The following is a 25,396-nucleotide window of genomic DNA, read 5'->3' as shown; positions in this document are numbered from 1 at the left end:
CCATTATTTAGATAACCATTACTTGAGATGCTTTAATCCTTTTCTATTCTATAACATCGAAAAGGGCTAACAACCATCCCAATGATGCTAACATACTACGCACCGGAACGTGCCAGTTCACGCATATTGGCTTCAAAGGCTGCAAGTAATGCTGCTTCGCCTGTTAGACCTGTATCGTGAACTTTTTGAATTTGCTCGGTCATCCGTTTGTAGTCTTTAGGGATAACACGTACAAAGTCTTGAGATTGTTGATTCCAGTCTTGCAATACACGTTGTCCTGCTTGGCTACCCGTATACTCCACATGACGTTCGATCAGAGATCGTACTTCTTCCAGTTCAGCTGCATCTTCAATCGATTCAAGTAGAACCATTTCAAGATTACAACGCTCTACAAAGCTACGATCTGGATCAAGCACATAAGCAATACCGCCAGACATCCCTGCTGCAAAGTTACGTCCTGTACTGCCTAGAACAACAACCCGACCACCCGTCATATATTCACAACCATGATCTCCTACGCCTTCAACGACTACATTTGCGCCAGAGTTACGTACAGCAAATCGCTCACCAGCGATACCATTAATATACGCTTGACCGCTTGTAGCGCCATACAGAGCCGTATTTCCGATAATGATATTATCTTCTGCTACAAATGTAGCTTTGGCATCTGGACGAACAACTAATTTACCACCAGACAATCCTTTACCTACATAGTCATTACAGTCGCCTTCTACTTTGAGCGTCATTCCTTTAGGAACAAATGCGCCAAAGCTCTGACCTGCTGATCCTTTGAAGTTAAATGTGATTGTATCTTCCGGTAAACCTGCTGCGCCATATTTACGTGTGATCTCGCTACCTAAAATAGTACCTGTCGCCCGGTTCACGTTACAGATCGCAAGGTCAGCTTCTACACGCGTACCATTTTCAAGAGCTGGAGTTGCCAGTGGAACCAATTGTTGCATATCCAATGTCTCTTCCAGTTGGTGATTTTGTCTTTGGATTCTGTAGCGTTCACTACCTTCTGCAAGCTTAGGCTCATGAAGCAATACAGATAGATCCAGACCTTTTTTCTTCCAGTGTTCTGCCGCATCGACAGCGTCCAGACAATCCATACGTCCTACCATTTCTTGAACAGTACGGAAACCAAGTTCAGCCATAATTTCGCGGAAATCTTCAGCTACAAATTTCATAAAGTTTACAACATGATCAGGATCACCTGTAAAGTTTTTACGAAGCTCTGGATTCTGTGTCGCTACACCTACAGGACAAGTATCCATCTGACAGACACGCATCATAATACAGCCTAATGCTACAAGTGGTGCTGTAGAGAAACCATATTCTTCTGCGCCCAATAGAGCAGCTACCGCTAGATCACGTCCGCTTAGCATTTTACCATCGGTCTCCAACACAACACGATCACGAAGATTGTTCATAATCAATGTTTGTTGTGTCTCCGCTAGACCGAGTTCCCACGGCAAGCCTGCATGACGAATAGATCCTTGTGGAGATGCACCTGTACCGCCATCATAACCACTTACCAAAATAATATCTGCACGACCTTTAGCAACACCTGCTGCGATCGTACCTACCCCTACTTCAGCTACCAATTTTACATTGATATCTGCGCGTGGATTTGAATTTTTGAGATCATAGATCAATTCAGCCAAATCTTCAATCGAATAAATATCATGATGCGGTGGTGGTGAAATCAGACCTACACCCGGTGTAGAACCCCGAACTTCAGCAACCCACGGGTACACTTTACGTCCTGGTAATTGTCCACCTTCGCCCGGCTTCGCACCCTGCGCCATTTTGATCTGAATTTCATCGGCATTGACCAGATAATTCGATGTAACACCAAAGCGTCCAGAAGCCACCTGTTTGATTGCACTACGACGTGAATCTCCATTTGCGTCTGGAACAAAGCGTGCAGGATCTTCGCCGCCTTCACCGGTGTTACTTTTCCCACCGATACGGTTCATCGCAATAGCCAGACTTTCATGAGCTTCTTGACTGATCGAACCGAACGACATCGCACCTGTTTTGAAGCGCTTGAAGATCGATTCCAGTGGCTCTACTTCTTCCAAAGGAATAGGTGCGCCATTTGGTTTGAATTTGAGCATCGAACGCAATGTCAGACGTTGCTCATTTTCACCTTCAACCAGTGCTGCATATTTTTTGTACAATTTATAATCGCCCGTACGTACAGCATGTTGTAATAAATGGATCGTTTGCGGGTTGAATAAATGTTTCTCCCCGTCATTACGCCATTGATAATCTCCACCTGAATCGAGTACTTTGTCATTGCCATCTTTGTCTGTAAACGCACGATTATGCTGAGATAGACTTTCGGCTGCAACTTCTTCCAAACCAATACCGCCAATACGAGAAGCGGTCCAGGTAAAGTATTGATCGACAAAATCTTGCTTCAATCCTACAGCTTCAAAAATCTGTGCGCCACGATAAGATTGAATCGTCGAAATACCCATTTTAGACAGAATTTTAGTTACGCCTTTGGTAACACCTTTAACATAGTTTTTCACAGCTTTTTCATGTGAAATTCCACGTAGTAATCCTTGTTTGATCATATCTTGCAACGATTCAAATACCAGATACGGATTGACAGCACTAATACCGTAACCTAATAACAAAGCAAAATGATGCACATCACGAGGTTCACCAGATTCAAGCAACAAACTGACTTTCGTTCTTGTTCCTTGACGAATCAAATGGTGATGCAAACAAGCGACAGCAAGCAATGAAGGAATAGCTGCATTTTCTTTATCTACACCACGATCGGAAAGAATCAAGAAATTATGACCTTTACGAATAACACGATCTGCTGCTGCACATAGATTGTCTAATGCTTTACGTAATCCTTCTGCACCTTCTGCTGCTGTATAGAAAATAGGAATAGTCATCGCTTTGAATCCAGGACGACGAACATGACGGATTTTGGCAAAATCTTCATTCGACAATACCGGTGTATTCAAAATAATCTGACGGCAACTTTCTGGTTGTGGATCTAATAAATTGCGTTCCGGTCCAATCGATGTTGCTGTTGACGTTACAATCTCTTCACGAATCGAATCGATCGGAGGATTGGTTACCTGTGCAAACATCTGCTTGAAATAATTGAATAGTCGTTGCGGACGATCAGACAGTACCGCAAGCGGTGCATCATAACCCATTGAACCAATCGCTTCAGCACCTGTAGATGCCATAGGCTCTAGCACTTTACGCAACTCTTCAAATGTATACCCGAACGATAATTGCAATTGCTCAATATTGCTATGATCCGGTTGAATCGCTTCTGGTGCGTCTGGAATCTCATCCAGATTCATCAAATGCTCTTCAAGCCATTCGCCATACGGTTGTTCAGAAGCAATTTTATCTTTGATTTCTTCGTCTGAAATAATACGACCTTCTGCTGTATCTACCAGCAACATACGTCCTGGACGTAGGCGGTCTTTGTACAGAATATCTTCTGCTGGAATATCCAGTACGCCTACTTCCGAAGACAAAATAATACGGTCGTCTTTAGTAACATAATAACGTGCTGGACGTAGACCGTTACGGTCAAGTGTCGCTCCGATCTGAATTCCATCGGTAAATGCCATTGCTGCTGGGCCATCCCATGGTTCCATTAGACAACTATGATATTCATAAAATGCTTTTTTCTTCGCATCCATGCTGTCGTGGTTACTCCATGGTTCAGGAACCATCATCATAGCAACATGTGGCAATGAACGTCCATTCAAATACAAGAACTCTAACGTATTATCAAACATCGCTGTATCAGATCCATCTGGATTGATAACCGGACGAATTTTGTCAATATCATCACCGAATACTTCACTCTCAAAGAGCGATTGACGAGCATGCATCCAGTTTACATTTCCACGCATCGTGTTGATCTCACCGTTGTGAATCATAAAACGATAAGGGTGAGCACGATCCCAACTTGGAAATGTATTGGTACTAAAGCGAGAGTGAACCAATGCCATTACAGATTCAAACTCTTCATTGCGTAGATCCAAATAAAACTCGCCTACTTGAATCGTGGTTAACATTCCTTTGTAGACCACTTTGCGACAAGACAAACTTGGGATATAGAATGTTTCTCCACCCGGTTCACTTGCAAAGCGAATATGACGTTCTGCTAAGCGGCGAATCACATATAATTTACGTTCAAACGATAATTCATCTTGAGACTGTAACTCTGAGCTACGTCCAATAAAAAATTGGCGAACGACTGGCTTCGCATCTTTTGCCGATTTGCCAAGTGTACTGTCATCTGTAGGCACAGTACGTACACCAAGAAGAACTTGTCCTTCTTGCGCAATAATGTCTTTCAGCATGTCTTCATGACGGTTACGTAGTTCTTCATCACGGGAGAGGAACACCATCGCTACACCATACTGACCTTTTTCAGGCAATTCAAAATCAAGTGCTTTTGCTTCTTTAACAAAAAAACGATGAGGAATCTGCACCATAATACCGGCTCCGTCACCGGAATTTGGCTCGCTACCCTGACCGCCACGATGCTCCATATTTTCAAGCATTGTCAGCGCCTGGCTAACGATCTGGTGACTCGGTGTTCCTTTGATGTGTGCAGTAAAACCCATACCACAAGCATCTTTTTCAAATTGAGGATCATAAAGCCCCTGTTTTGGAGGCAAACCAGTAATGTTCATAATACGCAACCTTTCTATTATGAAGTGAGATGTCAAGAGAACAGCCAGTGGACGGCACTACGAGGACGACAGTGAATATCGCAATTTCAGAGATAGGGTATAACAAAACAGGCTGCTCTTCCAATCATCACGACCTGTATACGTAAATTGACGATACAGATGGTTGGAAGCAGCCTATCTGAATATGATATTAGAAATGAATAGTAGAAGTATAATTATCCGAATCTCTGTTAGTAGAGATTATACGTAGCATAAGCATGTTTGCTTTTACCCTGGATTAGTTATCTCATTTTAACACTGACCTGACATCGTGGCAATTCAAAATTTTTATAGTTCTGATAAAATATTATTTTGCGTCAAAGCATTAGTGCAATAACGTATCGCATTAGCTTTTTAACAATATAGTGTATTATTATACATTAAAATTAATAATTAATACATACTTTTTATCTATTATTTTATCGTTATTTTTGCAAACAAATAAAGCCTACCCTTTTATAGTAAAGGTAGGCTTTTGATTTGGATACTGCTTTATACTATTTATCTAAAGATTCATTCTTTTATTACAAAGTGAATCTGCTGGCACGAATTAGATCTCTACACTTTCAACGATCGCTAATGGCAAACCTTTCATGCCTTCACGCTCTAGCTCTTTTGCAAACGCATTAGCATCTTGTTCGATTGGCGGGAATGTATTGTAATGAATCGGAATCACTTGATCCGCTTTGATCCATTTCGCTGCGATCAATGCATCTTCTGGGCCCATCGTAAAGAAATCTCCGATTGGCAAAGCAGCTACATCAATCGTATTCAATTCACCGATTAATTTCATATCTCCAAACAGCGCAGTGTCTCCTGCATGATATAGCGTTTTACCACCCATCGTTAACAGAATACCGGCAGGCTCTCCAAGATAAATATTTTGACCATTTTCTTCAATCGATGAAGAATGGAATGCTAGCGTGTATTTTACTTTGAACCCGTCGAATTGTTTGCTACCGCCAAGGTTCATTCCTACTGTATTTTCAACACCTTTGCTTGCTGTGTATTGAGCCAATTCTACGACTGCAATCACAGGGCAATTGTTGTTATTAGCAATTTCGACTGTATCTCCAAAATGATCGCCATGACCATGAGTTAAAATAATAGCGTCTACTTTAATATCTTTTGGAGCAACATTTACATGTGGGTTTCCTGATAGAAAAGGGTCAATAATAACTGCTTTTCCATCTTGTTCAACCAGTAAGCAAGACTGACCATAATATGTGATTTTCATAAATAAATGCACCTCCGAAATAAATTAATATACCCGCATTGATTTTATCATTCTCGCCAATGAAAGTATAATTCCTCTACTTCTTATAAACTAGAAAACAGCAAACTAAAACAAACCAGCTTATTTCATGGTTTTATTTAAAGAAAGTATGATGTCCAATTTGTACTACTTTGGTACGGGTACGTTCAATCGTATCATCGGTCGCCAAAGACAATGATACAAAATAATACGTATTATCAGGCACTTCTTTATGACCGGATAGAGCTGCACTTACTGCTTGAACAGACTCAGCATTAGGTTTCACACGATCAAATCTACCGTTGTTTACAGGCGAAAACTGGTATCTTTGATAAATAACATCTTTGATAGTTTTGGGAAAATTAGCTGACCGTAGCCGGTTTAAGACAACGTTGGCAACTGCCACTTTGCCTTCGTACGGTTCGCCTTCAGCTTCTGCCATAACGATACGTTCTAACAGTAGCCGATCTTTACTAGACATTGCGTAGGTCCAGGTTGCTTCGGATTTCTCCTTCTGGTTAAGTAGCTCGGTCCGAGTAAAGTATAAGTGGGTTGGAGTTGAATTATTAATAGACGAACTTGCCGTTACAATGCCAGACGATGCTTTCGCTTTGGCTGAACGTGCGTTCGCTGCTTTCAATTTTGCTTGTTTCGCCAATTTTTTAGCTTTAAGAGCTTTGGTCTGTGCTGCTGTTGTTTCTGCTTTGACTTGCTTAATCACTTTTTTGGTATGTGTATTATTCCAGGTGACAAAGCTTAGACTTGTCCTTGCTTCAAGCGGAGATGCAGACGCCACTACAGGCTTAGTTCCCCATATCGGCAATTGAGTAAAAGATTCTTCTTTGGTTGTACGGTTATCCATCCAGAAAGGCATAGACATTACAAATATAAAAAGCACGCCTAGCAAAGGCGTAATCCATTGGTTGCGTTTAATAAACTCCATTTTTTTCCTCCAATATTGTTAGCTTACTCCATCCTCTATGTAACCTATCCGATTTCAATTGAATACACCAACATTCAAATTTTGAATCATTTTTTCAATTTATGATTCAGTCGAATATACGATTACAAGCCGAAGTTACTAATCTAATTTGAATTTTCTTATTCCCGAAAATTCGATTTCCATCCCGCCTTCAATTACAAAATTGCAGCAGAACGTATAGTAGTATAGTTACTTATCTTTTGTCAAATTGACAAAAAGCCAATATTAGGCATAGGTCACTCTTTCACTAAAGGAAATGTAGCAATATTCTCATATGAGGGTTGATGTCCTATTCGTATTTTGCACAATACAATCTCTGTGACTTGCCATCCTATAGGTGGCAACTGAAAGGTATGATCCAGCTCTGAAAAAGGAATTTCACCTTTATATTTGCGAGCTATTGTAATATGCGGTCGATATGGACGATCATCCATTACATATCCCAACTCTGTACAAGCTTGTCCAATCTGCTGCTGAAGAATATGCAATGATTGAAGATCACCTTCAGGATGTACCCACCACACTCTGGGTGCTTCGATCAGACCAAATGTATCTAATGATCCAATCTGTAATGCAAATGATTGGGTCTGTGCTGCTATTTGAGCAATAGCTTGTTGTAATGGGGGAATCTCTTCTACCCATACATCACCTAGAAACTGAATTGTGATATGTAAATCCTGTGCATGTGTCCATTTGCGAAAATTATATTTCTCATGTAATGAAGCACTCCAATCACTTAAAGATTCTGCTGCTTCTTGTCCGATCCGCAAAGCAACAAACATTCGCTCTTGTCCTGCTTGTGTACCCATGATCCATATAACCTCCTTCATACTAAAATCACTTTTAACGAACACACGTTCTATCATTACTTCCACTTAGTATACACCAAATGATATAAATCTGCAAAACACTACATTCCTTTACTGCTTCTAATTTGGTGTGCGGGTTATTATTTGATATCATTTAAAACAGAAATAAACATTCAAGCTTTACTACTCAAGGAGGGAATCACATGTCTACCATTGTCTTTCTACAAGAACTAGATGAAGCTCAAAAACAACAGATTCAAAAGGCAGCGCCCCATTATGAGTTGAAAGCTGTTCCTGCCAAACAAGCAGATGCTTCCCTTTTTCAAGATGCCGAAATTATTGTAGGATGGTCTAAAAAGCTGGCTGATTATATTCTTGCCGAAGACTGTCCGGTTAAATGGGTTCAAACCTGGTCAGCAGGTGTGGATAATATGCCTTTAGACAAGTTGAGTCATAAGCAAGTTCAATTGACCAGCGCTAACGGTGTACATACCGTTCCAATTTCAGAACAAATTTTTGGATATATGTTGTCATTCTCTCGTAACTTTCATCAAGCGATTCGCAATCAGAGTCAACAGACATGGGATACGAGTGGAACATTTACCGAACTTAAAGGAAAATCGATTGCTATTGTAGGTGTTGGTAATATTGGACAAGAAACGGCAAGACTTGCTCAAGCATTCGGTATGCATACAATCGGTGTTCGTCGTTCAGGTAAAGCAACAGAACATATCGAACAGATGTATACGATGGATCAATTAGACGATGCTTTGGCTGAAGCAGATTATGTCGTGAATATTTTGCCACTAACAGATGAGACGAAGCAGTTATTTAATCAAGAACGTTTTGCAGCGATGAAGAAAAATGCTATTTTTATAAATGTGGGACGTGGTTCTACAGTGGACACCGATGCATTGGTTCATGCTTTGGAAGATCACGTAATTGCTGGAGCAGGGCTTGATGTGTTTGACCCGGAACCTTTACCTGAAGATCATCCATTATGGAAAATGGATCAAGTGATTATTACCCCTCATATTGCAGGTAGTAATGAACATTATACAGAACGTGTATTAGATATTTTCCTAACCAATTTGAAAGCTTATCAGAACGATCAGACTCTTCCTATCAATCTAGTTGATTATGGTAAAAAATATTAATTAAAACAATAAAAAGACTCGTTCCCAATAAAAGGACGAGTCTTTTTTTGTAATGAAAAAGTATGATTTATTCAATAGTTCGTTTATTTATTCAATCGCATTTATCTTTGAATATAATTTATACGTTTTATTTTTTAGCATTTTATAACAACGAAACAGAAGATACCGATTGATTGGCTTCTGCAATTTTTTGATACACATGGATACGTTGATCGTACGTTTGCAATGGACAAATGAGTAGTAGTTCGTCCGCCTTATATTGAGTTTGCAATTGTTGTAACTGCTCTATAATATTTTCGGTGCTTGCTATAATCGGAGCTGGAATTTCGTCAGTACTTCCGCCCGGCGCTTGAGAATGACTTTTCCAATGCTCATATAACTGCTCCGCTTCTGTTTGCGTATCTGCGCAAATAACAGAGATTGCCATCATGACTTTAGGATGAGACTGTAACGATGTAGCTTGATATTGTTCAAGATAATGTTGGATGGCTTTCTGACCATCATTATCACTCATAAAGTAACCAAATACATATCCTGTTCCATATTCAGCGGCTAGACCTGCGCTCTTAATATTGGTGCCAAGTAACCAGCATTCCGGCTCTTGTGCAGGAATCGGTCTAGCAAAAACTTCTCCGCCTTCAATCTCATATTTATTTTGCAACAAATGAGTAAGGTCTTGCATCAACGTAGGCATCTGAGCAACATGTTCTAAATAATTGCCACTAAGTGCAATCGAAGCATGAGCAGATCCACCGGGTGCACGTCCTATACCAAGATCAATTCTGCCTGGATATAGCGCTGATAACATCCGAAACGTTTCTGCGATTTTGAGTGCACTATAATGAGGCAATAATACACCGCCAGAACCTAGACGAATGGTTGAGGTATGCGCTCCGATATAAGTGATTAATATTTCAGGTGCTGTACAAGCAAGTCCTGCCATATCGTGATGCTCTGATAACCAGAATCGCTCATATCCTTGTTCTTCTGCCATTTGTGCTAATCGTACAGATTGTTGTAATGCTTCTTCAACCGATACGCTTTCTAATACAGGTGACATATCCAGAATGCCAAGGGGTAATGCTTTCATGGTTTCACCTCTTCTATGATGTTTCTTCTATAATATAGTTTTTTGTAAGAACATAAATAATATTAATCGAGATCGTAAATAGACCCGACTTTGAGACCGTATAATTCATTATATATTTTCTCGGCAAATGCGTCGGTCATTCCAGCAATATAATCAATGACCATTCGCTCCCATGTCCATACAGGATTCGGGCTTAATTGATCACGTTCAAATCGTTGCAACCAATCCGAAGGAATAATAGACACAGATGATTCTTGATCGAGAAAAGCATCCCATAAGCGGCGAATAATCCACTCACTGCGTTTTTGCAATCGCTGCACGCGTAGATCACGAATCATCGTCACCCATGCAAAACTTTTGAGTACACTTACAGTTCGTAACAAATCTTCGTCTTCCGCTTGATCATTGATAAAAGTGACCTTTTTCCAATCACCATCATCAATCACACCCAGATGACTGACAAAATGACTCACCCAGTACGCTTTGACCTCGCGGCGAGTACGAGAGTAATCATGATCACAAACAGGCAACTTTTCACGCCAAATACGCAAGTATGCTGTTAAGACTTCATCTACTTTAGCTGCTATACTTTCACGACTCCATCCTAACCAGAAACGATCTTCAAGGGTCATAATTTTTTCAATAATTAATTTATGGGTATATGGATCATGCATAAAATGTTCATGAACTTCTATTTTACCTGCTTTGATCCCATCTTCTAAATCGTGAGCCGAATAAGCGATATCATCACACAAGTCCATCAATTGAGCTTCCAGTGTAATTTTACGATCTGGAATTTGCCACTGCTGACGAATCTGGTTAATATATTTCCACTCCCGATGGTACAGTCCTTTTTTATTAACGATTCCGGTATAAGGATATTTGTTAATACCGAGTAGAACAGCATCGCACAGATTGAGTCCATCCAAATTTTCACGTTTTTCCAAAAACATAATCAATCGAAAATTATGCGCATTGCCTTCAAAGTGTTCATATTTTTCTCGCATTTGTTGACGCACAGCTTCACGTTCAGCAGAAGTTACTTTTTTACCTTTTAATGCTTTTTGCGTTTTCTCGGTAATTAAATTCTCCAATATACTTTCCAGTACTTCTTCTCCCTTATGTCCAAACGGCGGATGCCCGAAATCATGAGCAATGGAAGCACATTCTACTACTTCAGGATGAATAATCAGCCCGGGATTACTAGCAGATGATTCATCAATTTCAGGATAACGACTGAGTAGACTTTTGGCTGCTTGTCTGGCGATCTGTGCCACTTCCAAAGAATGAGTCAATCGTGTACGGTAATAATCACCGGTTCCTGCTCCAAATACCTGTGATTTTCCTTGTAAACGACGAAACGTTGGAGAATGAATCAATCGCGAATAATCGCGTTCGTAAGCTTCGCGGGAAGCTTCATGTTTGTCCTCTGTGTATTGACGGTGTTCACGCATTGATTTTAAATTATTTTCCATATGGTTTCTCCTATATCTCTATATCTATTGGCTATACATGGTTGGAGTGATTATACACATTTTTGCACACTTCGCAAAGTAACGCATTTTCACAAATACATGCCTAACTAGATGGTAAACTATTTATACCCATTTTACACTGAAAAATATACGTTACAAAATGACTGTATATATAGAAGAAAAAATTTAGAATTCTTCTATTGGATATCAAAAAAGAAGATATACGAGCCTACAATCGGTTCGCATATCTTCTTTTCATTTGGTCATAATCATTTCTAGCTTAGCGCTTCATCCGCGGATCAAATGTATCTCGTAATCCATCGCCCATCAGATTGAATCCAAGCGACGTCAACAAAATCGATACTCCGGGAAAAATAACTGTCCATGGAGCGGTCTGAATAAACTGACGTGAATCAGATAACATCTTACCCCATTCAGGTTCAGGTGGTTGAGCACCCATTCCTAGAAAGCCTAGTCCTGCGGCTTCTATAATCGCTGTTGCTACTCCGAGTGTTCCTTGTACAATAATCGGCGTAAGACTGTTCGGCAAAATATGTCTAAACAGAATCCGTACATCTCGAACACCTGTTGCACGAGCAGCTGTAATAAATTCTTCTTGCCGTAGCGAAAGGACACGTGATCGCACCAATCGACCATAGGTTGGAATATTGACGATTGCAATCGCATACAGCGCATTTTGCAGAGAAGGCCCTAATATCGCTACAATCGCAATCGCTAACAGGATAGCTGGAAACGCTAGCAATATATCGAATACACGCGAGATTAACATATCTACCCAGCGACCATAAAATCCTGCCAGTATGCCTAAAAATGTACCGATAATAATAGAACCGATCACAGATACAAAGCCGACCCACAACGATATACGTGCTCCATATAATGTACGGGTCAAAATATCTCTACCAAGATCATCTGTGCCAAACCAGTGTTCAGCAGATGGCGCTTGCAGACGTTCTGATAATACTTGTGCTTTGTAATCATAAGGCGAAATCAGTGGTGCGAGTAAAGCCAGTATAATGAAAAATACGACAATTGCTAATCCGACCACAGCTGTTTTGTTACGCATAAATGAACGTATGCCATCACGCCACGGCCCAGACTTTACATGTTTGACGTTGCCACCTGATCCGGTATTCAGGGTTGCTTGTGTCATCAGATCACCTCTTACTTGTACTGGATACGTGGATCAAATAAAGCGTACAGCAGATCCACCAGCAGATTAATAACAACAAAAATGATAGCAATAATTAATATGCCTGATTGGATTACCGGATAATCACGATTGCTAATTGCTTCATAAATATATCTGCCTACACCTGGCCAAGCAAAAATCGTCTCGGTCAGTACAGCTCCACCTAGAAGTGCACCTGTTTGTAGACCAATAACAGTCAAGACTGGAATAAACGCATTTTTTAGTCCATGTCGATAGACTACATAAAATTGAGATAACCCTTTGGCTTTGGCTGTACGAATATAATCAGACTGCATGACTTCAAGCATACTGGAACGTGTCATTCTTGCGATAACAGCCATCGGAATTGTTCCTAGTGCTACAGAAGGCAAAATAAGATGTTTGATTACTGTCCATAACTGTGCTGTTTGCCCTGAAATAATCGCATCGATTACATAAAATCCAGTTACCGTTTCTAATGGTTCGCGTACATTCACACGCCCGATCGAAGGTAACCAATGCAATTTATTGGCAAAGATCCATTGCTCCATTAATCCTAACCAGAAAATAGGCATAGATACGCCAACCAACGCAATAATCATACAGATATAATCAAACCACGAATTGTGTCTCCATGCACTGATAATCCCTGCATTGACACCAATCACTATTGCAAATAGCATACTGGCTACAGTGAGTTCCATCGTTGCCGCCAGGTAAGGACCTATTTCTTGCGAAATAGGCTCCTTTGTGCGGATCGAACTTCCTAGATCACCTGTTAGCAAATCTCCTAAATAAGCAAAATATTGTTCTAACCACGGACGATCTAATCCTAACTGTTCACGCAAAGCTTGCTTTGACTGTTCTGTTGCTTTTTCCCCTAGAATCGTATCTGCCGGATCACCTGGAATCGCATGGATAATCGAAAATACAATAATAGTCATACCTAGCAATACGGGAATGAGTACAATCAGGCGTTTAAAAATGTAAGAGCCCATGCTGATCACCTACCATGCTTTTATTGTTCGATGTATACATTGGTGTATGCTTCTGAGCCGGTTGGTGAAGGTACATACCCTTTCAATTCAGCTTTGGCTGCAAGTAATGGCGTAGAATGTACCAATGGAACCCATGGCGCATCTTTTTTCACAATCACTTGAGCTTGTTCATACAATTTACTACGCTCTGCTTGATCGGTTTCTTGTTGAGCTTTGACAATTAGATCATGGAATTCTTCACTATCGTATTGACTATAGTTGTTGCCACCAATAGAATCTTTATCAAGTAATGGATAGAAGAAATTGTCAGGATCACCATTATCACCCGTCCAACCAATAATAAATAGATCGTCTTTTGTACCGTTTTTCAAATCTTCCAAATAAGTTGCCCACTCTGGAGATTCAATTTTTACTTTCACACCAATTTGTTCAAAGCTAGCTTGAATCACTTCAGCTACTTTACGTCCATCTGGCATGTAAGGACGTGGTACAGGCATAGCATAGAACGTTAATTCTTGATCAAGTCCATTCGGGTAACCTGCATCAGCTAGCAATTGCTTAGCTTTCGCTAAATCATACGGATAATCTTCAACCGATTTGTTATATCCCCATAAGGTTGGTGGAATTGGATTGACTGCTGGTTCTGCTTGTCCTGCGAAAAACGCATCAATCAGACCTTTTTTATCAACAGCATAATTTAGGGCTACACGTACTTTAGGATCATCAAATGGTTTTTTGGTTGTATTGAAACCGAGATAAGCGACGTTGAATGGTGGACGGTTGATTTTTTGTAGTGCTGGATTAGCTTCTAATGTAGCCAAATCATCTGGACTTAAATCTTCCATCATATCTATTTCGCCGTTTTGAAGGGCATTGTAACGAGCAGTGTTATCGGGAATAGAGCGGATAATGACTTGATCCATTTTTGGCAATCCTTCTTGCCAGTAGTTAGGATTTTTGTCGAGTGTGATCGAATCGCTACGTTTCCATTCTTTAAATACAAATGGACCTGTACCGACTGGATTGGATTTGAAGTTTGCTTTTTCATCTTCGATTGCTTTTGGACTAGCAATACCGAAGCAAGTCATCGCTAGATTTTGTAGAAATGGAGCTTGTGGTTTATTTAATTTGAAAACAACCGTTGTTGGATCAGTTGCAGTTACACTTGCAATCACGCGATCTTCTTCCGGTCCAAACATGGAATCATAATAATCGAAAGAGTCACCTTCAAATTTGTATTTACTTTTGGTATCGCCCCAGCGGTTGAAGTTAAATACAACTGCATCAGCGTTAAAATCAGTACCATCATGGAATTTGACACCTTCACGTAATTTGAAAGTATACGTTAATGCATCATCTGAAATCGTCCAACTTTCTGCGAGTGATGGCATAACTTCAGTTGTTCCTTCTTTGTAATCTAACAGTGTATCAAAAACCTGTTGTGCAATTTTGAGCGATTCCCCATCAGTAACGATTGCTGGATCGAGTGCGGCTGAATCTCCACCCCGTCCTACTATTAATGTTCCGCCTCCAGTAGCAGCGGTCTCCTCTGTTCCATTTGCTTCTGGTGCTGTTGTAGCTGATTTGTTTCCGGTACAACCTGCCAACAATAAAACAGACGTAAGCATCAACGTAAACATCAACAATAATCCCTTTTTCACAAGCAACAAACTCCCTTCTGAATTAGAAAATCATGGATACGTACTCAATCCTTTTTATCCAGCATATTCTCTTGTATATGTATTTTGAGAATGTTGGCTAAAATTGGAATTGACCACAGGTTGAACTTAATTTACATCATTGTTACTTGTTTGGCAATGTTTTTTCACATAAAACGTTTATTTGTTATAAAAGGCTACATCAAACGACAGTAATATTGAATTATTGCGTTTATATTATATTAAAATCCTTTTATATGCTGTTAAATTGACTTCTTATTATCAACATACTTTGATTTTAAAAATGAATGATATCAATGATTGTTCTAAGATAATGTATATAATGTCATATTAACTAACTTTTCTTAATATTTTTTACAAATAGTTTGCTCAAATCTAGTGACACCGTTAACAATTAACTGATAGAATAAGGAGAATACCAAATAAAAGGGGGCATTTCATTTCTATGTTTACAAAGAAAACGTTTTTATCATTTGCCGCGTCAGCATTGCTGACTCTAAGCTTTTCAAGTGTTCTATCTGCGGCTGCACCTTCCACATTAACGATAGAAGGTATTAATCAGCAGGCTCAACAAGATGCTGGTACTGGAACACATATCACTCTCTTACATACGAATGACGTTCATGCTCATGCTACAGAAGCTACGCCTTATATGGGCTATGCCAAACTTTCTGGAATCGCTAATTTGTATCGTGAAGCGAATCCGAATACGTTGTTGTTAGACGCTGGAGATCAGATTCATGGTACTTCTTTTGCTACATTGGTTAAAGGCGAAAGCGTCATCCAAACGATGAATCTAATGGGTTATGCAGCGATGGAACCCGGTAACCATGAATTTGATTATGGGTATGATCGCTTGCTAGAACTTTCCAAAATGGCTAATTTCCCGATTATTTCTTCTAACATTGTCGAAAAAAACGGAAAGGCTCCTTTTGAACCTTATATTATTCGTGAAGTAGATGGAGTCAAAATCGGTATTTTCGGATTGGAAACGCCTGAGACTGCATACAAAACAAATCCTAAAAATGTAACGAATATTGAATTTACCGATCCTGCGGTAGCTGCTAAAAAAATGGTTGCTGAATTGCAAGGTAAAGTGGATGTCATTGTTGCTCTAGGGCATTTGGGTCTGGATCAATCCAGCACAGATACAAGCTTGAAAGTGGTTAAAGAAGTTCCAGGCATCGATGTATTTATTGATGGTCACAGTCATACATTGCTTGAAAATGGACAGACTGAAAATGGAACACTGATCGCTAGTACAGGCGAATATGGTGAACATATGGGCGTTATCGATCTATGGGTAGACGGCGGTAAAGTAACGAAGAAACAAGCTTATGTATTAGACGAAAAAGCAGCAGCAAATGTTACTCCAGATCCGAAAGTTGCTGCACTGGTTGATTCTATTCAAGAATCGCAAAAATCGATCCTTGAAGAAACGGTTGCTGAATCTTCTGTCAAATTAGACGGTGAGCGTACTCAAGTTCGTGCAGGTGAAACGAATCTTGGGGATCTGTTAACAGATGCTATGCGCAAAACAGCAGGTACAGATGTAGCGATTACGAACGGCGGAGGTATTCGTGCTTCAATCGCTGCGGGTAAAGTAACCAAAGGTGATGTAATCACTGTTCTTCCTTTCGGTAATCTAATCGTTTCGATCAATGTAACAGGTGCTGAACTGTTAGCGGCATTGAACAACGGTGCTAGTGATTTCCCGAACGAAAAAGGAGCATTTACTCAAGTATCTGGAATCACGTACAAAATCGATACCGCTAAAGAAAAAGGCAAACGTGTCCACTCCGTAACAGTAGGTGGCAAACCACTTGATTTAAAAGCAACCTATAGGTCTTGCAACAAATGACTTTATGGCTGTTGGTGGCGACGAATATACAATGTTCAAAGGTAAAGCGCAAACGGGTATTTATGGTTCATTAGATGAAGCATTGATTGAATATATGCAGTCTCTGGGCAAAGTTAATATCAAAACAGATGGACGGATTGCAGAAGCAGCTACTCCTGCTTCAAGTACAGGTGAAGCGACTACACCTGCGACTCCAGTGAAGCCGGTTCCTGCCAAACCATCTACAACTAAGCCTGCAACACCAGCTAAACCTGTTCCTGCTAAGCCTTCTACAACCAAACCCGCTAAGCCTGCTAAACCAACACCTGCCAAACCGGTTCCAGCAGCAAGCGATGTATATGTAGTTAAAGCCGGGGATACACTGTATTCAATCGCTGTAGATCATGGTACAACATGGAAAGTACTACGCGATCTGAATGATCTTACGAATGCACACTGGATTTATCCAGGTCAAAAAATCAAACTACCTGCTATGACTGCAACAGCAGCATCTTAAGCTAAGCTCTTGGTAAAGATGCTATAAGAGCAATCAGGTATATGTAAAATAAAGAAGTTATACCATCCTGCATAATGGTAACTTTCAATGTAAAAAGTAAAAGGATCTGGATTCTTCCAGATCCTTTTTTTGTTGTCTACCGAGAATTTATTGGTTATCTATTTGAAAAATGAACAATAGTACATATAGCGGCAGTATTCAAGAATGAATCGAATGTTTTCAATCGTACTATTCTCTAAATAGCTCTAGATAATCCCTTTTTAGCATAGATTAGATAGGTATTACTAACTTACCCATATAGTGATATACAAATGATCGTTTTCCTATGCGTACACACATTTCTCAGATCATACAATCTGCATTGTTCACTATTACATACTTTTACTGGTGCCTGCTTTTGGATTAAAAGCTAATTCAAATAATCCTGTTGCAGACAACCCAGCAAGTCCACCTGCCCACAGACGAGGAACTAATCCCAATTCTGTAAATGGATAAGCTGCTGCTCCAATGCCTACACCAATAATAATCCCAATCACTGGAATCCAATTTTTCGGTGTAGCGACTGCGGTTTTGAGTGCTTGTACAAGTGCTAATACGATCAGCGACAAGGTAGAAGCAAATGCTAATACATTATTTAATTCTTCCATATCCTAACTCCTCTCTATTTCTCAAAAGTTTATTGGTATCTCTGTTATTTTGTTTATTTGTTATAGATATTTATTAGTAGATCTATTCGTATTATGAAGATGGTATTAAATGAGACCTTTACGATGTAATACAGTTAACAAACGATAAAAGTCGTAACTGCCACCTTCTGCATCTTGAATTAGACCAGTAGCTAATGCGCTATCCACCGCTTCTTTGGCCCAATTAGGAATATCCATTTTTTGAGTTTGCTCGATCCGTTGGATACGTGTATCTACTTTGGTAATACTGGTTTTGAGTAGATCACGACTGTCTGTTAATGCAGCAATACGATCTGCTTGTGCTTTGACAGTAGCTTCTAATGCTTGAAAAGCTTTTTTCTCTTCTGCGGTCATCGGTTGTTCTCCCTCCTCCACTGGTTCATGATCTTGCTTGTGACGATAAGTGGATATTAATTGTGCTAATGTGCCTTTATAAATATTGAGATCTACATTGCCACCGATTCCATTTACATATCCAGAATCTGAGTATTGCCAGAAATCCCATGATTTCCATGCGGTACAATCGTCAGGAATACGGGTATTACTGTATCTTGCGATCCATAATGAATACTTGCTGAGTGAAGTATCAAAATGAGCAGCAAACGCATTACCTGTGTAGATCATAGGCTGAATGGTAGTTAAGCGTTCTACTTCTTCTAGAAAAGCTTTAGCAATAGCATTAATCGAGCTTTTATTTAATCCACCCGGGTTATTTTCATAGTCCAGTACAGGTGGAAAATCTAATGCTTTCGCTCCGCCAATCTCTTGCAGTCTTTGGACAAAATGAGCAGCTTCTTGCTGTGCAATACTGGTACTGGTAGCATTTAGAAAATGATACGCACCTACTAACAATCCAGCAGCTTTCGCGCCTTTAATATTCGCAATAAATCTAACATCTTTATTACGCGTACCTTCAGTCGCTTTGATAAAAGCATACTGTTTGCCTGCGGCTTTGACTTTGTTCCAGTCGATATTTCCTTGCCAGTGCGACACATCAATGCCCTGTGCACCATCTGCTGTTTTGGCTTGCAATCGATTCACCTTCTCTCTGGTGTATTTACCAATTTATTTGCGCGTTAATTTAATAAAATTACTTATAAAAAAAGAGCAGCTATATAGCTGCTCTCTACAAATATTAAAATCTAAATGCAACTGCAAATGCTGTCCATATACCGCCAGCAGCTGCGGCAATAAAAACACCATAAAACGTACGTTTAAACCATTTTTGGCTTTCTGCTTGATCTGAAAGCTGTTTAAGTGCCTCGGTAGATTGTCGTAATGCTTCCTCAGCCGTTGTTTTAGTTGTCGTCAAAGTAGCTTTAATCTCAATAATATCTTGTGCAGCCTGAGTAGCTGCTTGTCGAGCATCTCGGGATGTGTCTTTAATTTCTGATACTGCAGGTGGTAACATTGCTAATGGTTTCAATGATTCTTCAATTCTTGCTAGAGACACTTGTACAGACATTAATTCTTGCATGTTAGCGTGGTCTCCTCCCAGTTGTGACAATTCTTTTTCCCTCCCCTCCATTCTATCTAAATTATCATATATACTTTTTTTAGCCACCATATGCTGTCATAGCGCCAGAAACCGATCCTAATGAAGCATTAACTGTTCCTGTTATTCTATAACGAAATCGAACCCCACCAGTCATATCAAATCCGCCAACAGAAGCATCAGACCATCGACCTACATTATCTCCGCTATTATATGTGGCAATACCTGCTCCCCCTTGAAAGGCTCGAAAACCTGTCACTGTTATCGATCTTTGTAGATTGAATGTCAATAAATCAACTTGTCTACCTGCAGAATCTAACGCATAAAAGGTAATAGAACTATTACTTCCTACTGAAAAATTACCTAAAGAAACTCTACTACTATCCATAAAGTCTGATCTTGCTGTAACTTTTTTGTAAAATCCAGATGGGAGAGTCACCCAGTCCGAGTTGCTATTAGGTATTCCATTATTACCTGTAGTTGATCCTTCCTTATATCTAGTGCGCGTAATATTGTTAAGATTGTTAATAAGTCCAGAAAAATCTTGATCATTCGATGCGCTACCGCCATTGGCGTTAATCGCATTAACCAATTCTTGCTTGCGACTAACGCCAGATTGCTTTAGATTTATAATATCTCTTGCTACATCATAAAAGTCATCACCGTCACCACGTACTACAAATCTCCCATCTTTCATATAGGCGACAGTTCTTCCATTCGAAATAAGATCCACGTATCCATCACTATTATGATTAAAACCAGTATCGTTATCACCTATACTTAAGCTCAAGCTAGGCTGCCCATTATTGTCGCCACTACCTACAAACAATCTATTGGTGAAATTAACTATACCATTTGCTCTAATACCACCAGTATTTTTGATATCTCCTAAACCATCCATTCCATTTCTAAAATCAATAGGACCGACTAATGTTGATTTACCTGAAATAGAGATATCACCAGAAACAGTACCGCCTGTTTTAGGCAACGAAGCATCTGCTACTGTCTTCACTGCTTTAGCTGTAGCAGCAAGAGTTTCACTTGCACTATTTGTAGCACTACTTAACTGCACAATACCTTTTTGTGTAGTGCTGGCATCTGGAATATCTGGATCAATATTGGCTACATCGTCTTGTACTTTTTTGACCGCTGTATCAATCTTGTCCCAGTTGTCATTCATCATGGTCTGGATATTAAATGTTTCATTACCATCGGTCAACGGGTCTTTTTTCAACAAATTTAAATTAGGCGTATTACTTGCCATTACACAGCACCTCCTGCAAATTTGGATAAAGGTAGATTATCCATTTCTTTTAATGTTTTCACGCCATGAATATCTCGTATTAATAAATAGCTAAATTCGTATTCTACAGATAGATGAGCAGGCTTAATCTCTTCGATCACAGCTTTAAGATCATCCAGATTCGGTGGAATACCGATTGTATCGATAAACTTAATAGTAAAATTCCATTGTTGTGGTTGGAAAGTAACTGCTACTTTTCCTCCGTCATAAGCTTCGGATACATTTTTGACCAGTTTACCTGAAAATTTACCGCCACCACGTAGCTTGGATTCAACAACTGCACGTCTTTGTTCTAATGGCTTGTTGAGGTTCGTCTCAATACCTAATTCAGCTTCCCAACGGGGTAATCCCCATGTTGCTGTACGGACAAAAAATTGCTGGAATGTTTCTTCCAGCGCTTGATAGAAATGATCCATTTCATGTCCTTTGGTATTCATATCTGCACGCATGACACGGGATGTCTCATAGTATGCAGGTAAATAAGAAAATAATTCAGCACCTTTTACACTGGAAAAAGAAAAAGGAGCACTACCAGACAGATTACTCATGAACGGTCACCGTCCCGAGTACTGCTACTTGATTAGCGCTCATTTCAATATTTTTGTCACTTGTACCATTCACTGTTAACTGTGCATAATCGATGATCGGTGGAATATCCAATAAAATAGCAGCAATGCGTGTATACCTCACAAGCGAATCTGTAAAAGCCAACTGCTTGAGGTAAGCTTTTACTCCTTGTTGAATTAAATTCTTAACTTCGGCGACTGAAGCAGTACTAGCAAGTGTTAATGTAACATCGATATTCATCGGTACTTCTTCAGCTGGCATCACTGTAATAATCGGACCTGCTGGCGCTGTTCCTTCTCCTTGTCCATCTTGCGTAGGATCAATATACTTTTGTACTGCTTTTACAATATCGGTATTGGCTGCACGCTTATCTGTATCCAATACATAAATACCTACCGTGCCCGGGCCTTTCCATAAGGGAATCACTCGTGCTCCGCCGACTCCAGCAATTTCACCAGCCCACTGCATATATTGTGCTTTGTTGCCACTAGTTCCTTGATTACGCACTTTCGCATAAAACCGTTCTAGCAAAGACATATCAGATTCGATATCGGCTCCACCTTTGATCTCTACGGTATTGGTCACACCCGTAACACCATTAAGTGAAGTAGATACAATTGTAACAATACCTGTAGGCACATTGCTTGCTTTGCCTGCAACGACTGCACGAACAGGCACGGTGGCTTTACCTGTACTATCCAAAATACCGGCTACAGTTGTCTCATATTCCAATGATGCTTCGCCTGAATTTTCATCTGCTGGCGTAGCAACTACAGTCCCAATAGGGATAGGTTTACCGACTTCACCTGTAAATACAACTGTGCCGGATGCTGTTACTGCTCCTCTACGAGTCACACCATGCTCTGCTGCACGTAAATCTAATTCATCGGAACGAAAATTCTCATCTGTACTGGCTACCGTACTAGCGAATCCACGTCGTAACAATTCTTGTGCCCAAATAGCTGCTTCAGATAACATAAAAGCAACCGGTGCTTCTGCATCCCAAATAAAAGAACCTTCCGACTTGTCTAGATCAGAAGGCACTCGTTCCAGCATACGCTGCATAATATTTTCTTCTGTTTGTTCCGTTAAATACTGAGGAAGTTCTGCCAAGTTAGATCACCTCACTTTCCAAAATTTGCGTATCTTCTTGCACACTTGTAATCTGGCAGGTAAATACACATTGATCGTCTACCCATTTAAAAGTAAACTGATCTACACTTTCTGTGCGCTCATCGGTCAATAATGTTTCGGTAACCATTCGAGTAATCTCACTCTCCATGATTGCATGCCCGTATCCTTGACCTACTAATTCTTCTAATTCACTTCCATAATCACGAGAGTAGATTACATGCCGATAACGAGGGGTCAAAATAGCTTTGTGGCACCACTGCACCCAGGCTTCTTTCTCATCAGCAATGGCTACTTTACCACTAGGAGTAAGCACAAAATCACCCGCATCATAGTCATAACGCCAACTTTTGCCGAATATGACTTCTGTGCTGTCTGTTGCAGTCGTCTCTTCTTCGTCTCCCCAAATAAAAGCATCCGTATCAGGAAAAAGGTTAGCCATTGCCACTCACCACCTTGCATACAATAACAACGTCATTACCACTATTTACACGCAGAGCAAGTACTCGGTCGCCAGCTTTGAGACCTTTGTTTAAATGCAGTACCGTTTCTTCTACTTCGACTTTATCGAACACAAAATCACTTTTCGTTGCGGTTCCACCATTCCTACCTTGACCTAAAGGATAGGTACGTCCTACATCAGTACGTTCTGGCATTTCGAACATCCCTGGCAATTCAGCGATCATATAATCTTGAATTTCATGTTTGAAATCATCTAACTTTACTCCTGAGCCAGTCATTGTTCCAAGTACTGCACCTAGACCACTCATCGCTTGTTGGGTATGCTTGGACATGGTAGAGCGCATCAGATCTGCGAAATGTCCATAAGGATCTTTTTTACTCAAGATAATACCTCCTTCTCACATAATCTGCTGTACCTAACTCTAATGTCATTGTTCCAGGATTGCCTAAATCATGACTAGCAGATGTAACCAATAGTTTCATACCGCTTAAAGTTACAGCATCTCCAGCACGAATCGTATTGATATCTGGTGCAGTAATAGTAAATGTCTGTTGAATGCCTGTTAAATAATTTTTAGCAGATTTTTTAGCTGCATCTGCTGTTTTAATCTGATCATCATTAATCATTTTTTGCAGAGTTCCTAATTCTTCAGTTCCTTTTTCCTCAACAGCTAAAACTTTAGAGGGCACTTCTTTATCTCCACTAGATTCTGAAGTTGCTAATATTTTCACTTTAGTTACAGCACCTTCTAGTGTACGCATTTGAGTTAAATCTATAAGACGATCTAGCTCAACAACTTCACTGTTACTTCCAATCTCAAATAAACTCAAACCTTTACTTGTCATTCGTGGATGATACATAGTACCTCCAGATTTAGCTGTTTCTTTAAGGTCTGCAAAAATCATTGAAAATATAGTCTGAGCACGATAAGCTGCTTTTCCCAATTTAACTTTTGTATCTGGTATATCACCTAATCTAATTTGCCAATCTTTTGCATATTTTTTTAAGCGTTGACTAGCTGTCTGATCTTTAGGTAAAAGGTATTCATCTTCCGATTTTTCTAAATAAATCATGCGATCATATACAGTCATAGATAACCTTTTTGTTCCACTATTGGAACTTTCAACTTCCCAGATCACACCTAAATCGAGTATCGGATGATATGCTTTTTGATTAAAAGGAATACCGCTAATCCGAATATCCATCCCTGGAGCAATAGTAGGTAAGCCTAATTTAGAAGATACTGCTAAGCGAACACTAGCTTGATAAGCTATTTGATCTAAAGAATCTTTCATACTTAGTGTTTCTACTAAAGAAGTGATATCATACTTGTCTTTGATAATAACTTTATAGCTCATGTTGGCATCACCAACTTTTGTCCAGGTTTGATTTGATTGGGATTGGCACCAATTAACTTAGTATTTAATTTGTAAATATCATTCCATTTGGAGCTATCACCAAGTTCAAGCTTAGCAATTTTAGAAAGAGAATCTCCAGATTTGACAGTATACGCTTTATTGCTAGTTTTAAGATCAGCACGAGAACCAGATTTGTTTGTAGTTTTACCATTCTTACTGGTTTTCTTTTGTTTTACTTTAGCATCACGCCATGTGCGGAAAGTGAGATCAAACGAAATATCACCTGGTTCTCCGCCTTTAAAAGAACTATTAAATGAAATTAGATAAATAGGGACATTTATTCCTGTCGTGGTGATCATTAATTGCATAGGATGATCTGAAATAAGAAGTTCATTTAATTTATTGATTGCTATATTCGGTGCAGGAATATTTTTATATTGGCAATATGAAGGATTATATTCTTTTGGAAAAAAAGAAGAAAAACTAATTTCTTTTACTTTATCTCCTTGAACAAAATCAAACTCTCCATATTGCAACATATTTACTGTTTCATATCCCTTTGATCGAGAGATACTTATTTCTTCTGGATTTACAGGAAAATGAAAAAAACGACGTTTACCATCAATCAGAAAAATATCCACAGTAATCCTCCTTTCTTATAAA

General features: G+C 39.6%; 20 protein-coding genes and 1 pseudogene. 2 read left to right on the top strand and 19 right to left on the bottom strand.

Annotated elements, in window-relative coordinates; translation table 11 throughout:
- Positions 1-95 precede the first annotated feature (95 nt).
- The 4 genes from gltB to thpR form a co-directional block, all read right to left on the bottom strand.
- A complete protein-coding gene (gltB, locus tag QE450_RS02370) occupies positions 96-4,697 on the bottom strand; it encodes a glutamate synthase large subunit (protein ID WP_273615259.1) in 4,602 nt (1,533 codons plus the stop codon).
- A gap of 589 nt (positions 4,698-5,286) precedes the next feature.
- A complete protein-coding gene (locus QE450_RS02365) occupies positions 5,287-5,973 on the bottom strand; it encodes a metal-dependent hydrolase (RefSeq protein ID WP_307296555.1) in 687 nt (228 codons plus the stop codon).
- Between the two features lie 133 nt (positions 5,974-6,106).
- Positions 6,107-6,934, bottom strand: a complete 828-nt coding sequence (locus QE450_RS02360) for a cell wall hydrolase (protein WP_307296553.1) — start codon at positions 6,932-6,934, stop codon at positions 6,107-6,109.
- 275 nt (positions 6,935-7,209) lie between these two features.
- Positions 7,210-7,782, bottom strand: coding sequence for an RNA 2',3'-cyclic phosphodiesterase (thpR, locus tag QE450_RS02355; RefSeq protein WP_307296552.1), 573 nt, complete (start codon positions 7,780-7,782; stop codon positions 7,210-7,212).
- A 203-nt stretch (positions 7,783-7,985) separates the two neighbouring features.
- Here thpR and QE450_RS02350 point away from each other — a divergent pair, with 203 nt between their 5' ends.
- Positions 7,986-8,939, top strand: coding sequence for a D-2-hydroxyacid dehydrogenase (locus QE450_RS02350; protein ID WP_307296549.1), 954 nt, complete (start codon positions 7,986-7,988; stop codon positions 8,937-8,939).
- A gap of 142 nt (positions 8,940-9,081) precedes the next feature.
- On the opposite strand, the gene QE450_RS02345 is transcribed toward QE450_RS02350, so the two are convergent.
- The 5 genes from QE450_RS02345 to QE450_RS02325 all read right to left on the bottom strand — a co-directional run bounded on the left by QE450_RS02345 (position 9,082) and on the right by QE450_RS02325 (position 15,334).
- Positions 9,082-10,029 (bottom strand): MsnO8 family LLM class oxidoreductase, encoded by a 948-nt coding sequence (locus tag QE450_RS02345; RefSeq protein WP_307296545.1) that lies wholly within the window; start codon positions 10,027-10,029, stop codon positions 9,082-9,084.
- Between the two features lie 62 nt (positions 10,030-10,091).
- A complete protein-coding gene (locus tag QE450_RS02340; protein ID WP_307296542.1) occupies positions 10,092-11,504 on the bottom strand; it encodes a deoxyguanosinetriphosphate triphosphohydrolase family protein in 1,413 nt (470 codons plus the stop codon).
- 280 nt (positions 11,505-11,784) lie between these two features.
- Positions 11,785-12,678 (bottom strand): ABC transporter permease, encoded by an 894-nt coding sequence (locus QE450_RS02335; RefSeq protein WP_273615252.1) that lies wholly within the window; start codon positions 12,676-12,678, stop codon positions 11,785-11,787.
- A gap of 11 nt (positions 12,679-12,689) precedes the next feature.
- The gene (locus tag QE450_RS02330) at positions 12,690-13,694 is read right to left on the bottom strand and encodes an ABC transporter permease (protein ID WP_273615251.1); all 1,005 of its coding nucleotides are present in this window, start codon (positions 13,692-13,694) and stop codon (positions 12,690-12,692) included.
- Positions 13,695-13,714: 20 nt separating this feature from the next.
- Complete coding sequence (locus QE450_RS02325; RefSeq protein WP_273616251.1) at positions 13,715-15,334, bottom strand: ABC transporter substrate-binding protein; 1,620 nt, start codon at positions 15,332-15,334, stop codon at positions 13,715-13,717.
- 484 nt (positions 15,335-15,818) lie between these two features.
- Between QE450_RS02325 and QE450_RS02320 the strand changes: the two are divergent.
- Positions 15,819-17,730: pseudogene (locus QE450_RS02320) on the top strand (5'-nucleotidase C-terminal domain-containing protein).
- Between the two features lie 371 nt (positions 17,731-18,101).
- Here QE450_RS02320 and QE450_RS02315 read toward each other — a convergent pair.
- From QE450_RS02315 to QE450_RS02270, 10 genes are all read right to left on the bottom strand, one after another.
- The gene (locus QE450_RS02315) at positions 18,102-18,377 is read right to left on the bottom strand and encodes a holin (RefSeq protein WP_273615249.1); all 276 of its coding nucleotides are present in this window, start codon (positions 18,375-18,377) and stop codon (positions 18,102-18,104) included.
- A 105-nt stretch (positions 18,378-18,482) separates the two neighbouring features.
- Positions 18,483-19,448, bottom strand: a complete 966-nt coding sequence (locus QE450_RS02310) for a glycoside hydrolase family 25 protein (RefSeq protein ID WP_307296538.1) — start codon at positions 19,446-19,448, stop codon at positions 18,483-18,485.
- A 103-nt stretch (positions 19,449-19,551) separates the two neighbouring features.
- A complete protein-coding gene (locus QE450_RS02305) occupies positions 19,552-19,923 on the bottom strand; it encodes a hypothetical protein (protein WP_307296537.1) in 372 nt (123 codons plus the stop codon).
- 49 nt (positions 19,924-19,972) lie between these two features.
- The gene (locus QE450_RS23615) at positions 19,973-21,175 is read right to left on the bottom strand and encodes a tail fiber protein (RefSeq protein WP_307296535.1); all 1,203 of its coding nucleotides are present in this window, start codon (positions 21,173-21,175) and stop codon (positions 19,973-19,975) included.
- Positions 21,175-21,762: a YmfQ family protein gene (locus QE450_RS02295; protein ID WP_307296532.1), complete on the bottom strand. Its 588-nt coding sequence runs from the start codon at positions 21,760-21,762 to the stop codon at positions 21,175-21,177. Before QE450_RS02295 ends, QE450_RS23615 begins: the two co-directional genes overlap by 1 nt.
- Positions 21,755-22,894, bottom strand: coding sequence for a baseplate J/gp47 family protein (locus QE450_RS02290; protein ID WP_307296529.1), 1,140 nt, complete (start codon positions 22,892-22,894; stop codon positions 21,755-21,757). Before QE450_RS02290 ends, QE450_RS02295 begins: the two co-directional genes overlap by 8 nt.
- A gap of 1 nt (position 22,895) precedes the next feature.
- Complete coding sequence (locus tag QE450_RS02285; protein ID WP_307296527.1) at positions 22,896-23,354, bottom strand: DUF2634 domain-containing protein; 459 nt, start codon at positions 23,352-23,354, stop codon at positions 22,896-22,898.
- Entirely contained in the window at positions 23,347-23,718 is a 372-nt protein-coding gene (locus QE450_RS02280) for a hypothetical protein (RefSeq protein WP_307302559.1), read from the bottom strand. Before QE450_RS02280 ends, QE450_RS02285 begins: the two co-directional genes overlap by 8 nt.
- Positions 23,719-23,749: 31 nt before the next feature.
- Positions 23,750-24,733: an XkdQ/YqbQ family protein gene (locus QE450_RS02275; protein WP_307296525.1), complete on the bottom strand. Its 984-nt coding sequence runs from the start codon at positions 24,731-24,733 to the stop codon at positions 23,750-23,752.
- The gene (locus QE450_RS02270; RefSeq protein ID WP_273615242.1) at positions 24,730-25,374 is read right to left on the bottom strand and encodes a LysM peptidoglycan-binding domain-containing protein; all 645 of its coding nucleotides are present in this window, start codon (positions 25,372-25,374) and stop codon (positions 24,730-24,732) included. Before QE450_RS02270 ends, QE450_RS02275 begins: the two co-directional genes overlap by 4 nt.
- Positions 25,375-25,396 lie beyond the last annotated feature (22 nt).

This window comes from Paenibacillus sp. SORGH_AS_0306, assembly GCF_030819345.1.
GTDB lineage: Bacteria > Bacillota > Bacilli > Paenibacillales > Paenibacillaceae > Saccharibacillus > Saccharibacillus kyungheensis.
This window is presented reverse-complemented; position numbering and strand designations above follow the sequence as displayed.

What these genes read in the sequence shown, in the direction of transcription:
- gltB (WP_273615259.1), bottom strand. Translation starts at nt 4,697, where the DNA reads ATGAACATTACTGGTTTGCCTCCAAAACAGGGGCTTTATGATCCTCAA.
- QE450_RS02345 (WP_307296545.1), bottom strand. Translation starts at nt 10,029, where the DNA reads ATGAAAGCATTACCCCTTGGCATTCTGGATATGTCACCTGTATTAGAA.
- QE450_RS02285 (WP_307296527.1), bottom strand. Translation starts at nt 23,354, where the DNA reads ATGGCTAACCTTTTTCCTGATACGGATGCTTTTATTTGGGGAGACGAA.
- QE450_RS02335 (WP_273615252.1), bottom strand. Translation starts at nt 12,678, where the DNA reads ATGACACAAGCAACCCTGAATACCGGATCAGGTGGCAACGTCAAACAT.
- QE450_RS23615 (WP_307296535.1), bottom strand. Translation starts at nt 21,175, where the DNA reads ATGGCAAGTAATACGCCTAATTTAAATTTGTTGAAAAAAGACCCGTTG.
- thpR (WP_307296552.1), bottom strand. Translation starts at nt 7,782, where the DNA reads ATGGGTACACAAGCAGGACAAGAGCGAATGTTTGTTGCTTTGCGGATC.
- QE450_RS02365 (WP_307296555.1), bottom strand. Translation starts at nt 5,973, where the DNA reads ATGAAAATCACATATTATGGTCAGTCTTGCTTACTGGTTGAACAAGAT.
- QE450_RS02350 (WP_307296549.1), top strand. Translation starts at nt 7,986, where the DNA reads ATGTCTACCATTGTCTTTCTACAAGAACTAGATGAAGCTCAAAAACAA.
- QE450_RS02295 (WP_307296532.1), bottom strand. Translation starts at nt 21,762, where the DNA reads ATGAGTAATCTGTCTGGTAGTGCTCCTTTTTCTTTTTCCAGTGTAAAA.
- QE450_RS02275 (WP_307296525.1), bottom strand. Translation starts at nt 24,733, where the DNA reads ATGAGCTATAAAGTTATTATCAAAGACAAGTATGATATCACTTCTTTA.
- QE450_RS02360 (WP_307296553.1), bottom strand. Translation starts at nt 6,934, where the DNA reads ATGGAGTTTATTAAACGCAACCAATGGATTACGCCTTTGCTAGGCGTG.
- QE450_RS02315 (WP_273615249.1), bottom strand. Translation starts at nt 18,377, where the DNA reads ATGGAAGAATTAAATAATGTATTAGCATTTGCTTCTACCTTGTCGCTG.
- QE450_RS02340 (WP_307296542.1), bottom strand. Translation starts at nt 11,504, where the DNA reads ATGGAAAATAATTTAAAATCAATGCGTGAACACCGTCAATACACAGAG.
- QE450_RS02330 (WP_273615251.1), bottom strand. Translation starts at nt 13,694, where the DNA reads ATGGGCTCTTACATTTTTAAACGCCTGATTGTACTCATTCCCGTATTG.
- QE450_RS02280 (WP_307302559.1), bottom strand. Translation starts at nt 23,718, where the DNA reads ATGCGCTCTACCATGTCCAAGCATACCCAACAAGCGATGAGTGGTCTA.
- QE450_RS02325 (WP_273616251.1), bottom strand. Translation starts at nt 15,334, where the DNA reads ATGTTTACGTTGATGCTTACGTCTGTTTTATTGTTGGCAGGTTGTACC.